This window comes from Paenibacillus sp. J45TS6, from assembly GCF_018403285.1.
Classification (GTDB): Bacteria; Bacillota; Bacilli; order Paenibacillales; family Paenibacillaceae; genus Paenibacillus.
Genome location: NZ_BOSJ01000015.1, coordinates 16272 through 30344, shown reverse-complemented (window position 1 = coordinate 30344; position 14073 = coordinate 16272). Strand labels below are relative to the sequence as shown.

Sequence of the window (14073 nt, the reverse complement as noted above, 5' to 3'; positions counted from 1 at the left end):
CGAATGCGCTTGGGGCGTTTTGGCTTTTTCTTTTCTTATTGCCTATAAATATCATGGAGAAACCGAGGTGTGGATGATGAGTTTACAAGAACAGATCATTGCTGAATTAAAAGTGAAGAAAAGCATTAATCCGGAAGAAGAAGTTCGTAAACGTGTGGATTTTCTGAAGGACTATGTAAAACAATCACATACGAAGGGACTTCTCATTGCGATTAGCGGCGGACTTGATAGTGCAGTTGCAGCTGGACTATGTAAACAAGCTACTGACGAACTCACGAAGGAAACAGGGGAAGAATACAAAACGCTCGGCGTATTTCAACCTTACGGTGAACAATCGGATATTGAACATAGTTATGCTACAGCGAAAGCATTTGACCTTAAATATACAGTGGAAACGAATATTGAAGAAGCAGTAAATGAAATCGCACTTGAAGTGGAGCATGGTTTCAAAAATATGGGGATGTCTCGTCATATGTCACCGCAGGGCAAAGGAAATGTAAAAGCTAGAACACGGATGGTCATGCAATATGCATTATCTTTCGAAATGAATCTGCTCGTTGTGGGTACAGATCATGCGTCAGAGGCGATTACCGGCTTCTATACAAAATGGGGAGATGGTGCAGTTGACATCACTCCGCTATCCAGTCTGAATAAACGTCAGATTCGCCAGGTTGCTGCTCATATTGGTGTACCTGATGAAATTATTAATAAGGCACCTACAGCAGGACTATGGGAAGGCCAAACAGATGAGGATGAACTCGGAATTTCCTATGAGGATAACAGCGACTATCTGGAAGGAAAAGAAATTCCTGCTGAAGCAAAAGAGAAGCTCGAAGCAGCTTATCGACGTACTGGCCATAAACGTAACGCGATTCCAGGTATTTAATACATTACGAATAATTACGATACGGAGTGTCTTACGTATATGTTGCCCCCGTTATTTCTGGCTTATGCCGGAAACGGGGGTTTTTGTCATCTCTAGAACATAGATTCTCGTGAGTCAGACTGTTACAATAGATTGGACCTAATATAGAAGGGTGGTGATCTCAGATGATCTATGGAATCGGCAATGATGTACTGGAAACGAAGCGAATTCGGCGTATTTTAGAAAGTGATCGAAGGACTTCCTTTATTAACAGGCTTCTGACCAAAAAAGAGCAGGATCTTCTTTTTATAAGAAATAAAAATGAGCTGGCTTATGTCTCGGGACGTTTTGCTGCTAAAGAAGCCATAACAAAAGCATTTGGCTGCGGAATAGGAAAAACGATTGGATTTCAAGATCTCGAAATTTTGCCTGATGAGAAGGGGAAACCTATCGTTTCATTAACTGAGGATGCTTGGCAGCGTCTTGATCTCACCGGGGAACAGGAGTATCTTATTCATCTGAGTATTTCACATCAACCCGCTGTAGCCGCAGCTTTTGCGATCGTAGAACGAATAGAAAAAGCGGCAGAATAATGCAGCTTACTATAGATGTAGAAACAAGGATGGGAGAACAAACAGGAAATGGATCAACGTATGGCAAAACAATATTTCAGCACTGAGCTGCTGAATTGGTATATGCAGAATAAACGGGATTTGCCTTGGCGTCGCCATCGCAACCCTTATTATATTTGGGTATCTGAAATTATGCTTCAACAAACCAGGGTAGAAACCGTTAAGCCTTATTTTGAACGGTTCATTACTCGCTTTCCGACTTTGACGGATCTGGCCGAAGCGCCAGAGGAAGATGTACTGAAGCTCTGGGAAGGGCTTGGTTATTATTCACGTGCACGAAACCTTCAAGCGGCAGCAAAGCAAGTCCTTGAGCTCCATGGGGGAGAGGTGCCTAATGAAAAGGATGCTGTCTTTAACCTCAAGGGAGTAGGTCCGTATACAGCGGGTGCAATTCTCAGCATTGCTTTTAATCAGCCTGAGCCTGCCGTGGATGGAAATGTTATGCGGGTATTGTCGCGGTACTTCTTAATTGAAGACGATATTATGAAAGGCAGTACTCGGGTCAAAATGGAGACTTTGGCAGCGGAGCTCATTCCGCAAGGACGAGCAGGTGACTTTAATCAAGCGCTGATGGAACTAGGCGCCCTTGTATGTACACCGAAATCACCGCATTGTCTGACTTGTCCTGTGATGGAGATGTGCAAAGGCCGGATCGAAGGCAGAGAAGATACTTTGCCTGTGAAGAAGAAAGCGAAACCACCTCGCCCAGAGCAGCGTATTGCAGCCTTGGTTACAGGAACATCAATAAACGAAGGTAAGATTCTCGTTCGTCAGCGTCCGCAAACCGGGCTGCTTGCTAGAATGTGGGAGCTGCCGCATGTACTTGCTTCTGAGCCAGGCGGACTTGCTTCACAGGTACCGGATGAGCCAGCTATGGACATGATGAAAGGTCATCTACTAGAAGAGGGTTACGCAATAAATCCGAAAGAGTTCTGGAAGATTGCTGAACATACGTTTAGTCATATTCATTGGAATCTTCAAGTGTATCGCTGTGAACAAGCAGATCACATGGTAAGCCCTGCTATGGTGGCAGAACAGGTCGAAACTTATAAGACCGAAGGATATGTATATAAGTGGATCGGGCCAAACGATATGGAAACCATGGCGTTTCCGAATGTATTCCTAAAACTGCTTAAAGAACATTTTGCCTTATAAAATACAAATATTTCTTACGCTAAGTCTGCTTCGTTGAAGCAGACTTTTTCTTTTTATATTCAAAAAATAAAATGATTGAATATAATGGAATTAAATGTTATAAAATAAGGTATACATACTCCACACGGAGTATAAATTTAGGAAAAGAGGAATTCCCCCGAGATGAATGATCAAGATAAAATCGAGAAAGTGACCGTAAATGTAGGGATTGTAGACTTAGGTCAGATGGATTTGTTGGTAGATCAAGCCTTTTATTCAAACCGGACTGATTTTATCAGGACAGCCATTCGGAATCAGCTTGAGGCGCATCGGAAGGACATACAGGATTATGTAACACGTAAAATAACAGCAGTCGGTGTGGTGATTTATGATCGGCACGATCTTGAAATGTTACGGGAGTCAAAGACAAAGATTGAGATTCGTCTTATCGGTCAACTCGTATTTGCTAAAGATGTCGATGTAGAACTAGTACGTGACACAGTAAAGCACATCCAGCATTTCGGAGTAATAAAAGCAAGCAAAGAAGTGAAAGAAGTGATTAAGGAAATCCAAACTTTAGGATAAAAGGAGCTGTATAGGTGGCTGTTTTTAGAGGTCTAATCCGCAAATATTGGTACTTCTATGTGGTGCTTGGTCTAGTAACGGTTATTGATATCACGATGAATTTATCCATTGCATGGCTTTTTGGCAACTTAACAGAAACGGCTGTATCCCGTAATACGGCGAAATTTCTTCCTCTGCTGTACGTCGGAATCGCACTCATTCTCATCATGGGTATTAATCAATATGTGAACGGATATTTAAAATCTCGTGTATCTGCAAACGTACAGGATGAGCTCCGTGCCCTGACTTTTCGTAAAATGCTAGGGCTTTCACAAGCCTACTACGACAAGCATCATTCAGGAGACCTGCTGTCCCGAATTACGACAGACAACAAGACGATTGGCGGTGCGCTCGGTCATACTCTTATTGAATTGATCAAAAATCCGCTTATGGCTCTCTGTGCTTTTATCTACCTCGTCATCATTGAATGGCGGCTGGCATTAATCTCCTTGCTGATTGGACCGACTATTTTATTATGCGGTGTACTGCTTGGGCGCAGTATCCGGGAGAGATCAACTGTATCACAGCAAAAGTGGGGGACCATGATCTCCTTTGTGCAGGATGTGGCAGGCGCGAGTATAATTTTCAAAGTATTTCGACTGGAATCCATTTTTAATCAAAAATTCAGCACCCAGTCTAGAGCAGTAAGAGAACAGGAAATAAAGCTGGGCGCAACCACAAGTATTTTGCAATCTTTATCGAATATGATCGGTTTTTCGGCTTTTGTCCTCGCCATAACATACGGAGCCTATCTTGTAGCTGACGATGTAATTACGATCGGAAGTCTTATGGCTTTTGTTCAGCTGATGAACTACGTCATTATGCCATTCACGACATTTGCTTCTACCTGGGGAGAACTGCAGATTTCACTAGGAGCGGCGGACCGAATACAGGAAGTGCTTAAAGAGCAGCCAGAAGAAGTGGAGACACGGGGATCGTTACCAAGGAGAAACCATGGAGAGAAGGAAGTTCGTGTTTCCCTTGAGCAAGTCGATTTTGCCTATTCAGATCGTAAGGTGCTGGATCATTTCAGTATAGAGATTGAACATGGGAAGTTCACTGCAATAGTAGGAGCAAGCGGCAGTGGAAAAAGCACGTTGTTCCGATTGTTGCTCGGCTTTTATAGTCCTGATCAAGGGGACATTCGTATGAATGGGGTGAGCTATTCGGATATGTCTTTACACGAAATACGAGCCCTGTATGCACTTGTACCGCAAGAGCCTCAGCTTTTTACAGGGAGCATTCGTGAGAATATCTTATATGGTAATCCGGAAGCTGCTGAGGAAGATATGAGGGAGGCAGTAGTACATGCGAATGCTCATTTGTTCATAGAGCAGTTTCCTGAGGGACTGGATACGCAGGTGGGGGAGAAAGGCAGCCAGTTGTCTGGAGGACAACGTCAGCGGATTGCTATTGCTAGAGCGATTCTAAAGAATGCGCCCATTCTTCTTTTGGATGAAGCCACAGCCTCACTTGATAATGAATCGGAACATTTGGTACAGGATGCGCTGCGGCAGCTTATGAACGGAAGAACAACGGTAGCAATAGCCCATCGTTTGTCTACCATTCAGCAGGCCGACAAAATCGTTGTTATTCATGAGGGAAGAATCGTAGAGACCGGTACTCATGAGGATTTGATGCAGTTATGTGGTCATTATTATGAGTTATATCGGACCAGACAAAATAATGAACTCATCGAAGCAGAATCAATTGCTTAGCATAACCTGATAAAAACAGCCGCCTTGTTTATAACAAGGCGGCTGTTTCGAACAGTTAGGAAATTAATTATTTCGCAGCTTCGTAACGTTTATTTACTTCATCCCAGTTGATTACATTCCAGAAGGAAGCAATGTAATCAGGACGTTTGTTTTGATATTTCAGGTAGTAAGCATGTTCCCAAACATCAAGACCAAGAACTGGAGTCAGTCCTTCCATAATAGGGCTGTCTTGGTTAGGTGTGCTTGTAATTGCAAGTTTGCCGTCTTTACCTACAACGAGCCAAGCCCAGCCGCTGCCGAAACGAGTTGTTGCTGCTTTAGCGAAATCTTCTTTGAATTTATCAAAGCCGCCAAGCTCGCTGTCAATCGCTGCTGCAATTGCACCTGTAGGAGCGCCGCCGCCGTTAGGTCCGATAATTTCCCAGAACAGGCTGTGGTTATGATGTCCGCCGCCGTTGTTACGAACCGCTGTACGGATGCTTTCAGGTACGCTGTCAAGGTTTGCGATCAGATCTTCAAGGGATTTACCTTGAAGTTCAGGAGCGTTTTCCAAAGCTGCGTTCAAGTTAGTTACATAAGTATTGTGATGACGATCGTGGTGGATTTCCATTGTTTGAGCATCGATATGTGGTTCTAGTGCGTCGTTTGCGTAAGGAAGTGCTGGTAATTGGAATGCCATAATGAAATTCCTCCTAATAAAATAGTTTTAAGTGAAAGGTACAGTCTCTATGTAAGAATTACCTCTCGTCATTTCTATTAAACCGTATTCAGCGTATTTAATCAACATTTTTGTTGAATAAGTTGTTATATAAGGCTTTATAATTTACATGAAGTTTACATTGTAAAATTATCATATGATAGATAACCTAACGCAGATAACAGATGTTGGCCGAAATGGAAGCCTAAAAATGTAAACGCTATAAATGAAGCGCTTTCAGAAAAAAATTGCGTGTTTTCTGTAATAAAATGTGGTTTAATGGACCAAGAAGTAAATACTTTTCGTTTTTTGTCGTAATTATATTTCCTGAACATTTCTAGTTGGCCTTTATGGGCGTGACAGATGTTCCAGCCGGCTCTTGGCCGGTTTTTCTGCCTGTATTTGAATACATATTCTGATTGTATCTAAATACATACAGAAAAGTGATCATCGGGTTTTGGGTAAAAAGGGATGCCTTTTTTGTAAAACCTCACTAAAGTTAACGAAAAGGGAGATTAACAGATGAACATTCGTTCCTTTCAGTTGAGTGACGCAAATCGCGTGACGGAGCTGCTGCAAGTTGCTTTGTCGGAAGATTGCTACGAGAACACGATTGGGCCTTTTGCAAGACAATTATCCTGGGACTCGGACCTAATCATGGTTGCTGAGAAAGACGGGGAACTTGTAGGTGCATTAATTGGGACTATCGATCAGAATCAAGGTTATATTTATCGTATTGCCATTCATCCAGATGCTAGACGCCGTGGAGTGGGCAAAGCTTTGGTTAAAGCTGTGGAGAAACGTTTTCAGCAGCGCAAAGTAACCCGCGTATGGGTTGCAGGTGATGAACATAACAAGGCAGCGATGCCTTTGTACGAGGCAATGGGATATGGTGCCAACCAGATTATGAAAGCTTTTCAGAATCTGAGTATTCTGGTCCACAACTAACTAGAGAATCAGGCATAAATAATAGACACAAATAAATAGAACTAATATTCATCATATCAGGCATATCTTGGCTTCCGTTGCAAATGGAACCGAGATATGCTTTTCTATTCATATGGCATTTATAGAATATAGATAAAAAACGGCACTACAGATGATAGAGGTGACTTAAGGGATGAATCGTCATGTACCGCAAAAAAAAGATCGTCCGGTGAAACCATCTCCCTCGGGCTTTTCGATCACAAGAGAGCTAAAGGAATGGTTCAAAACAATTGCCATCGCTTTAGTCATTATGCTGCTTCTGAACCTATTTGTGTTTAACATTTCCATCGTTAAGGGTGAATCCATGCAGCCTACTCTTACCGAACAAAATCGACTATTTATAAACAAGATCATATATGAGTTTGAGCAGCCGCAGCGACAAGATGTGGTTGTGCTTCATGATCCAAGCAATGGACCTGACCGTAAAGAGTTTCTTGTGAAGAGAGTCATTGGGATTCCCGGTGATCTCGTTGAGATTCGGGATCATGTATTATATGTGAATGGTGAAGCACAACAAGAGTCTTACACGGATACAATCATTGAAGATCCAGATTTTGGACCGATCAAACTCCAGGAGGATCACTACTTTGTAATGGGTGATAATCGCCATGCAGGGATGAGTAAGGATAGTCGTTTATTCGGAAGTGTTATAGCAGATGAGATTGTAGGAAAGGCTGAATTTATTTTTTGGCCTAAGGAGAGTATGAAAAAACTCTGAACGATACAACGTATGACAGAAACATACATTATATAACTTAGAGGTGAGAGTATGATTAGCGGACAGTCAGTACCGAGCCCAGATGGGCGTTACGAATGGTTGAAGCAAGAAATTATTGCCGCAGCGCCGTCACTCGGTATTGATGATATCGGGTTTGCGGCCGCTGATCCTTTTGTTTCATTACGTTCAATCTTAGAAGAGCACCGGGCAAAAGGTTATGAATCAGGGTTCGAAGAGCGAGATATAGAGAAACGGGTCAACCCTGCTTTAGATGATGCGAAACCAGCTTCACTGATTGCGATCGCCATTGCGTATCCATCAAAGATGAAAGATCCACCGAAGTCAGAACCGGGAAAATATAGAGGGATTTTGGCGCGTTCATCTTGGGGACAAGATTATCATCATGTCCTTCGAGCAGCGATGGATAAACTTTCGGATTTTATCAAGGAAAGAGTACCAGAAGCTCGCATTGAAAGCATGGTTGATACGGGAGTTTTGGTAGACCGTGCTGTTTCCCAGCGAGCGGGTATTGGATTTAGCGGCAAAAATTGTGCCATCATTTCTCCTACACTCGGTTCCTGGATTTTTCTTGGGGAGCTTGTGACGAACATTCCTTTCACACCGGATGAACCGGTTACGGAAGGTTGCGGGGAATGCACGAAATGTATTGATGCCTGCCCTACCGGCGCTTTGGTTGGACCGGGACAGCTCAATGCTCAGAAATGTATATCTTTCTTGACACAAACCAAAGGATTTTTGGATGATGAATATATGAAAAAAATCGGGAATCGGCTTTATGGATGTGATACATGCCAGATTGTATGTCCTAAGAACAAGGGAAAAAACTGGAATCATCATCCTGAATTTGAGCCAGACCCGGAGGTTGTAAAACCGTTATTGTTACCGATTCTTGATTTAAGCAATAAAGAATTCAAAGAACGTTTTGGTCACACCTCTGCCGCTTGGCGAGGTAAAAAACCAATTCAGCGTAATGCAGTTATTGGACTGGGGAATTTTAAAGATAAGTCAGCTATACCGAAATTGAGCGAAGTGCTCCTGCGCGATCCGCGGCCTGAGCTGAGAGGAACCGCCGCATGGGCACTCGGCCAAATAGGAGGGGACGAAGTAATGAACACACTAACAAAGGCATCTTTAAGAGAAGAACATGAGACCGTCCTGGCGATGATCCAAAAAGCGGGAGAACGTTTGGGTGCTGAACTTCCTGCAAAAACCAATAGTGAAGCTGTACTAAGCAGCAGTTCTAGTGAACAACATGACGAAACTGCCCCAGAGGCGGATCATATAGAAGGTAAGACTCCGGATCAGGCTGTATCCTGGAAGCCAACAACGGTTACAAACCATTCGGGTACGCCTATTTATTATCATGAGATGATGACAGACCTTGGAGAGTTAACATTATGTGCAACGCCACAGGGCCTCGCACGACTGGACTTTGGTAATTATGCGGTGCGTGAAGCTCATCTGCAGCAATGGGCGAGAACGTGGATTGGAGAGTATCATTTTGTTCGTGATCTAACTCCTTTTAAGGAAGCAGTGTGGCAGCTGGACGAGTATCTAAAGGGTAAACGTAAATCGTTTGAACTAAAGCTCGATCAGCACGGAACCCCTTTTGAAGTTCAAGTGTGGAAAGCACTGGCTGATATTCCTTTTGGTCAAAGTGTATCAAGTTTGGATTTAGCAGAGACGATCGGCAGACCCAAAGCAGTGCGTTCTGTTGTGGCCGCTATCGGGAAAAATCCGCTGTCCATCATTATTCCACATCATCGTGTAACGGGTAATGAAGGTGGCGTTATCATATATCCAGGCGGCTTGTCTGTAAAAGAGAAGCTTATGACGATAGAGAAACAGAATTAGATAGAAAAGTGGTAAGATAAACACCAATTTCCGTTTGCTAGCAGCCATCCTACATGCTATGATATCGTTTGTAAACCGTTTTTAAACACGATAGGAAATCTAGTTAAAAATAGGGGTGTAGAAGTATGTGGGATATTATCATACCCATTATTACACTAATTGTGGGCTTGATCGGAGGATTCTTTATTGGAGCTTTCTATCTGCGTAAACAGATGGAGAAAATGCAAAATGATCCTGAGGCTTTACAAAAAATGGCTAAGCAAATGGGTTACAATTTGAATAGCAAGCAGATGCAGCGTGCTCAACAGATGATGAAATCCCAGCAAGGCGGTAATGGATCTGGTAGAATGCAACCGCCTATGCGTAAAAATCAGGGCAGAAAAAGATAGCAGCTGCAATTTGCCTGCCAAAATGCGACGGCGGGGAGGTTATACGAAATGGCTGGACTTAAAGATTACGTGAATTCTTCTGTTGCGGATAATCGCGAGCAGATTGAATACCATGTTGAACAAATATTAAAGCTGATTGGTGAAGATACAAACCGTGAAGGTTTGCTTGAGACACCAGCGCGCGTTACTCGTATGTACGAAGAGATTTTTGCAGGTTACGAAGTAGATCCAAAAGATGTGCTGGGTGTAACTTTTGATGAGAATCATGAAGAGCTTGTTATCGTCAAAGATATCGTGTTCTACAGCCAATGCGAACACCATATGGCTCCCTTTTTCGGGAAAGTTCATATCGGATACGTTCCAAGTGGACAAATTGTCGGTCTTAGCAAACTTGCGAGATTGGTAGAAGCAGTAACTCGCCGTCTTCAGGTGCAAGAACGTATCACATCCCAAATTGCTGATATTTTGGATGAAGCTTTGAAGCCAAATGGTGTGATGGTTGTCGTTGAAGGTGAACATTTATGTATGTGCGCTCGCGGCATCAAAAAACCGGGCAGCATGACGGTTACATCTGCAACGCGCGGTACATTCCGTGAGAATGCAGCTTCTCGTGCTGAGTTTCTTTCTTTGCTTAAAGGATAATACCGTTAGACGGGCCTTGGCATATGAAGTACGGATCGAAAGCCTTGACCTTATAGGTCAAGGCTTTTTTGTATGTGTACAGATGAAATATACATGGAAGGAAAGGAGCAGAATAACATGTTCGAGGAACTACAGATCTATGAATCTCCGCTCATGAGAAGTTCAGAAGATGTGCTTGCTGCTTTTGCATGGGAAGAAGTGCTCTGTAAGCAGGTTGGACAAGGGCATCCCCCGGTTGCTCATCTATGGAGGCATGAGAATGCGCTGGTGATCGGACTTAGAGACCGCAGGCTTAAAGGGGCATCAGATGTACTGCAGAGCTATGAGTCGCGCGGAATCCGTACTTGTGTACGTCCTTCGGGAGGGGCTGCTGTAAAACTTACACCTGGGGTGATTAATGTATCTTTGATCATGCCAAACACAGATCGAGTCATAAATATTCATGAAGATTTTAAGAAGATGGTAAGTTACATACAAGAGGCATTACTGCCTTGGGGAGCTGTGGCAAAGGCTGGGGAAATTGAGGGAGCCTTTTGCCCAGGAGATTATGATGTAAGCATAGCTGGTCGTAAATTTTGCGGTATAGCCCAGCGTCGTTTAGCGAAAGCCTACCTCATTACCGCTTTTATTATTGTCGAGGATCATGGGGATGAGCTGGCAGCAGAAGTACGTGAATTCTATGACGCAGCTGCCTTAGATGAAGAAGAACATTATCCGCAGGTTGTAGCAGGAACGATGGGAGGTCTCCGTGAACTGGCAGGTGTGCCTTCAGCTGAAGCTTACATGAATTCGCTTATTCAAGTTTTTCGTAAGCAAGCTGTACATGTATCTGAAACCGAGCCTAAGGTAAGCAGAGAAGAAGTAGAAAAGATGGTAACCACATTAAAAGAAAGATATGATCGGGACTAGAAAGTGATTATAGAATTGTAAAAAAAACAGCCTGTGCAGAAGCGAACAGGCTGTTTTCGCGGCATATTATTTTATTGTAATTGGCATCTATTACACTTTACTGAAGATTAATAAGGTGCCCAGCGCAGCTTACGCGCTTCCATGAATCGTTCGGATACCTCTGGCCAGTAAACCACATTCCACCAGTCCGTGATGTATCTTTTTCGTTCATTCTGATGTTTAAGGTAATAAGCATGTTCCCACAGATCGAGAGGAAGCAATGGGACGATATCGTATTGAGACAGATTCTGGTGTTTCTCCGCTTGTAGAATTTCTAGACGATGTGACCTAGGGCTCCAGACAAGAACAGCCCATCCCCCGCCCTCTACTTTATTCGCTGCTTCTGTAAAATGCTTCTTGAAAGCTTCATAACTTCCAAAGTCTTTGCGGATTTGCTCGCCGAGAGAGCCGGTGGGTTTGCCGCCCCCTTTCGGGTTCATGATGTTCCAAAAGATCGTATGCAAATAATGACCGGCTCCATTAAACGCAAGCTCCCGTTCCCAATGCTTTACGAGTTCAAAATCCCCATCTTTTCTGGCCTCTTGCAATTTCTTCTCTGCTTTGTTCAGATCATCCACATAGGTTTTATGATGCTTATCATGATGGATACGCATCGTTTTCTCGTCAATATAAGGTTCAAGTGCATTATAAGCGTAAGGAAGAGGAGGGAGTTTGTGCCCCCCGATCGGTACAGGCGATTCTGGAGTGCTTGCTTCAAGTGACACACTAGAATCCGTATCTGCTTGAGAAGAAGCTGTGGTTGCAATAGTGAAATCTTCTTCGCCAAGTCGGTCATATCCCACTACTTCGGGATAAGGGAAGGGTTCTTCATCCCAGTAGTCTCGCTTATGAGCGTTCGCATGTTGGTTAATTAGATTAGAAACCGCATTGGGATGATCCAAAGGTTTTAACTGATTTATGCTTTTTTCACACTGATTTCGAATATATTCAAGTATTACTTTTGCGGAAGGATGCTTTGCTACGGATTCACTGCCGCTTAGTAAATGACCAAGTTGCCGATGGAATTCTTTGGACTGGGAGAAACAAGTCTGAAGCAGAACATCCATCTGACCGAGCATATATTCATTAGCAGGCTCAGCAACTTCCTTCGTTTTCTTCTTCCAGTCGTCCGCTGTGTAGCTTGTTCTCTCAAAAACAGATTTCCATTCATCAAGCAGTTTTACATAAGGGGATTCTAGATTCGGTACAATAGACTGAATAATAGCAATGTATTCCTTTTCTGCATCTTTCCAAGAACCAATCTCTTCAAGAACACGCAGTGGCAAATAGGGACCATACGCAAGCTCCATATACGGGTTACCTCCTAAAATAATTGATATGTTCTTTTTCAGTCGCAGCATCTACTCGGGGACGTTATCTCTTCTATCTCTATTCTTGGAGGGGCTTGGTTTATGATGACTTGTCAAAGAATACGAAACAGGCAAGGGGGGGATAGCTGGTTAATAGATACAAGCACATGCTGCGAGCTTTTTTGGATACACAAAAAAGGCACCTTGGTTTAAGGTGCCATCTCAATGAACTATTGTATTATTGCTGTGCTAGTTGTATATTACCGAGGAACATCGATACTTTTCGTAAATATTCCTTTGGGTGTTCTCTAAAGATAAGCTCGTGCCGCGCATCCTCTACAATCCATACATCTGAATTTGGATTCGTTTGATTGCTAGCGAGTAGTTCAGCCATAGGATAAGGAGCTTTATCATCCTGTGTGCCATGAATGAACAAGATTGGAATGTCATAATCTGTTGTTTTTACTTCCTGATACGGTATGGAATTCAGACTCGTACCATTAAGAATCGGAAATAACATGGTAAGAATCTGTAGTGTCGGCTGTCTAGGTAAGTCGATCTGATTCTGGATATTATGATAAAGGGTATCTGGTTCAAGCAGGAAGGTGCTGTCGAGGATCATAGCATCAATATCATCCGAGACGAGAGCTGCCTGTAAAGCCGTACCTGCTCCCATCGAAAAGCCCCAAACAACGACTTCCTGAGCACCCTTTTGCTTCGCTAATTGTACTGCACCGAGCAACTGCTTGGACTCTGCTTTTCCTCCTGTAGCAACACCGCGGCTGTTCTGGGAGGCAAATCCGTAGTCAAACATAATGACATTAAAGTTTTGCTGGTGAGCGTAATGAGCCAGGTCATACATAGGAATCCAAGATTCCTCCCGATTAGCACCATATCCATGGCTCAAAACGATGGTTTTTTTTGCACCGTCTTCCTCTGCGGGAATATACCATCCATTCACATTCCGGCTTCCATCGACTGCAGGAAACGTAACTTCTTCATAAGCCATCCCTTTGGCAAGCATAGGATTTGAGTATACGGGTGCTACTGTCGGATTCGACAGTACCCAAGCAATATAGGCATGAAGGGCAATAAAGCAGAATACAAAAAAGAATATGATGGATAGAATAAGAGCTACAATAATATGTTTAAAACGAATCAACCGTGGTGAGATTGCTGGAGGAATCGTTGATACGTCTCGCTGAAGATGACTATTGCTCTTGGATGTAGGAAACATTCAGGATCCCCTCCTTCTAGTTAGTATTTTATACAACTTGATCTCTCACGACTAAAGGACTAGTTATTGTATGAGTTCTCATAAATTTCCGACAAAGTATGACATGTTATTCATTAGTCACTTCTTGACTCTCTTACTATTATTTTTAATCCTATGTTCTACAAGTAGCAAAGTCAATCCATTAAGATGATTTGTTACACAGATGTAATATTCGACAATCTAGTAGTAAAAGGTACTTGTCAAGTGAAGCAAGCCCTAATCTCAGAAGATGAGAAGAGGGCTTTAATAAGATGATAA

The 14073-nt window shown here is 43.0% G+C and carries 14 protein-coding genes; 11 read left to right on the top strand and 3 right to left on the bottom strand.

Annotation, left to right across the window (positions count from 1 at the left end; genetic code table 11):
- The first annotated feature begins 76 nt into the window (after positions 1–76).
- From nadE to KJS58_RS18925, 5 genes are all read left to right on the top strand, one after another.
- A complete protein-coding gene (gene nadE / locus KJS58_RS18945; RefSeq protein WP_213534844.1) occupies positions 77–886 on the top strand; it encodes an ammonia-dependent NAD(+) synthetase in 810 nt (269 codons plus the stop codon).
- A gap of 164 nt (positions 887–1050) precedes the next feature.
- The gene (gene acpS / locus KJS58_RS18940) at positions 1051–1458 is read left to right on the top strand and encodes a holo-ACP synthase (protein ID WP_213534836.1); all 408 of its coding nucleotides are present in this window, start codon (positions 1051–1053) and stop codon (positions 1456–1458) included.
- 48 nt (positions 1459–1506) lie between these two features.
- Positions 1507–2652: an A/G-specific adenine glycosylase gene (mutY, locus tag KJS58_RS18935; RefSeq protein WP_213534835.1), complete on the top strand. Its 1146-nt coding sequence runs from the start codon at positions 1507–1509 to the stop codon at positions 2650–2652.
- A gap of 162 nt (positions 2653–2814) precedes the next feature.
- Positions 2815–3216: a CopG family transcriptional regulator gene (locus tag KJS58_RS18930; protein WP_213534833.1), complete on the top strand. Its 402-nt coding sequence runs from the start codon at positions 2815–2817 to the stop codon at positions 3214–3216.
- Positions 3217–3230: 14 nt separating this feature from the next.
- Positions 3231–4973 carry an ABC transporter ATP-binding protein gene (locus KJS58_RS18925; protein WP_213534831.1) on the top strand — a complete coding sequence of 581 codons (1743 nt, stop codon included), beginning with the start codon at positions 3231–3233 and terminating at the stop codon, positions 4971–4973.
- Positions 4974–5040: 67 nt separating this feature from the next.
- Here the strand turns inward: KJS58_RS18925 and KJS58_RS18920 are convergent, their stop codons facing one another.
- Positions 5041–5652: a superoxide dismutase gene (locus KJS58_RS18920; RefSeq protein ID WP_213534829.1), complete on the bottom strand. Its 612-nt coding sequence runs from the start codon at positions 5650–5652 to the stop codon at positions 5041–5043.
- A gap of 540 nt (positions 5653–6192) precedes the next feature.
- On the opposite strand from KJS58_RS18920, the gene KJS58_RS18915 reads away from it, so the two are divergent.
- The 6 genes from KJS58_RS18915 (at position 6193) to KJS58_RS18890 (ending at position 11190) form a co-directional block, all read left to right on the top strand.
- Positions 6193–6618 (top strand): GNAT family N-acetyltransferase, encoded by a 426-nt coding sequence (locus tag KJS58_RS18915; RefSeq protein ID WP_191800250.1) that lies wholly within the window; start codon positions 6193–6195, stop codon positions 6616–6618.
- A gap of 172 nt (positions 6619–6790) precedes the next feature.
- Entirely contained in the window at positions 6791–7375 is a 585-nt protein-coding gene (lepB, locus tag KJS58_RS18910) for a signal peptidase I (protein WP_213534827.1), read from the top strand.
- Between the two features lie 51 nt (positions 7376–7426).
- A complete protein-coding gene (gene queG / locus KJS58_RS18905; protein WP_213534825.1) occupies positions 7427–9250 on the top strand; it encodes a tRNA epoxyqueuosine(34) reductase QueG in 1824 nt (607 codons plus the stop codon).
- Positions 9251–9375: 125 nt separating this feature from the next.
- A complete protein-coding gene (locus KJS58_RS18900) occupies positions 9376–9639 on the top strand; it encodes a YneF family protein (protein ID WP_213534823.1) in 264 nt (87 codons plus the stop codon).
- A gap of 48 nt (positions 9640–9687) precedes the next feature.
- Positions 9688–10281 (top strand): GTP cyclohydrolase I FolE, encoded by a 594-nt coding sequence (folE, locus tag KJS58_RS18895; protein WP_191800258.1) that lies wholly within the window; start codon positions 9688–9690, stop codon positions 10279–10281.
- Positions 10282–10398: 117 nt separating this feature from the next.
- Entirely contained in the window at positions 10399–11190 is a 792-nt protein-coding gene (locus KJS58_RS18890) for a lipoate--protein ligase family protein (RefSeq protein ID WP_249717633.1), read from the top strand.
- Between the two features lie 107 nt (positions 11191–11297).
- Here KJS58_RS18890 and KJS58_RS18885 read toward each other — a convergent pair whose 3' ends face one another.
- Complete coding sequence (locus KJS58_RS18885; RefSeq protein ID WP_213534819.1) at positions 11298–12539, bottom strand: Fe-Mn family superoxide dismutase; 1242 nt, start codon at positions 12537–12539, stop codon at positions 11298–11300.
- A 238-nt stretch (positions 12540–12777) separates the two neighbouring features.
- A complete protein-coding gene (locus tag KJS58_RS18880) occupies positions 12778–13776 on the bottom strand; it encodes an alpha/beta hydrolase (RefSeq protein WP_213534817.1) in 999 nt (332 codons plus the stop codon).
- Between the last annotated feature and the right edge of the window lie 297 nt (positions 13777–14073).

What these genes read in the sequence shown, in the direction of transcription:
- nadE (WP_213534844.1), top strand. Translation starts at nt 77, where the DNA reads ATGAGTTTACAAGAACAGATCATTGCTGAATTAAAAGTGAAGAAAAGC.
- acpS (WP_213534836.1), top strand. Translation starts at nt 1,051, where the DNA reads ATGATCTATGGAATCGGCAATGATGTACTGGAAACGAAGCGAATTCGG.
- mutY (WP_213534835.1), top strand. Translation starts at nt 1,507, where the DNA reads ATGGATCAACGTATGGCAAAACAATATTTCAGCACTGAGCTGCTGAAT.
- KJS58_RS18930 (WP_213534833.1), top strand. Translation starts at nt 2,815, where the DNA reads ATGAATGATCAAGATAAAATCGAGAAAGTGACCGTAAATGTAGGGATT.
- KJS58_RS18920 (WP_213534829.1), bottom strand. Translation starts at nt 5,652, where the DNA reads ATGGCATTCCAATTACCAGCACTTCCTTACGCAAACGACGCACTAGAA.
- KJS58_RS18915 (WP_191800250.1), top strand. Translation starts at nt 6,193, where the DNA reads ATGAACATTCGTTCCTTTCAGTTGAGTGACGCAAATCGCGTGACGGAG.
- lepB (WP_213534827.1), top strand. Translation starts at nt 6,791, where the DNA reads ATGAATCGTCATGTACCGCAAAAAAAAGATCGTCCGGTGAAACCATCT.
- queG (WP_213534825.1), top strand. Translation starts at nt 7,427, where the DNA reads ATGATTAGCGGACAGTCAGTACCGAGCCCAGATGGGCGTTACGAATGG.
- KJS58_RS18900 (WP_213534823.1), top strand. Translation starts at nt 9,376, where the DNA reads ATGTGGGATATTATCATACCCATTATTACACTAATTGTGGGCTTGATC.
- folE (WP_191800258.1), top strand. Translation starts at nt 9,688, where the DNA reads ATGGCTGGACTTAAAGATTACGTGAATTCTTCTGTTGCGGATAATCGC.
- KJS58_RS18890 (WP_249717633.1), top strand. Translation starts at nt 10,399, where the DNA reads ATGTTCGAGGAACTACAGATCTATGAATCTCCGCTCATGAGAAGTTCA.
- KJS58_RS18885 (WP_213534819.1), bottom strand. Translation starts at nt 12,539, where the DNA reads ATGGAGCTTGCGTATGGTCCCTATTTGCCACTGCGTGTTCTTGAAGAG.
- KJS58_RS18880 (WP_213534817.1), bottom strand. Translation starts at nt 13,776, where the DNA reads ATGTTTCCTACATCCAAGAGCAATAGTCATCTTCAGCGAGACGTATCA.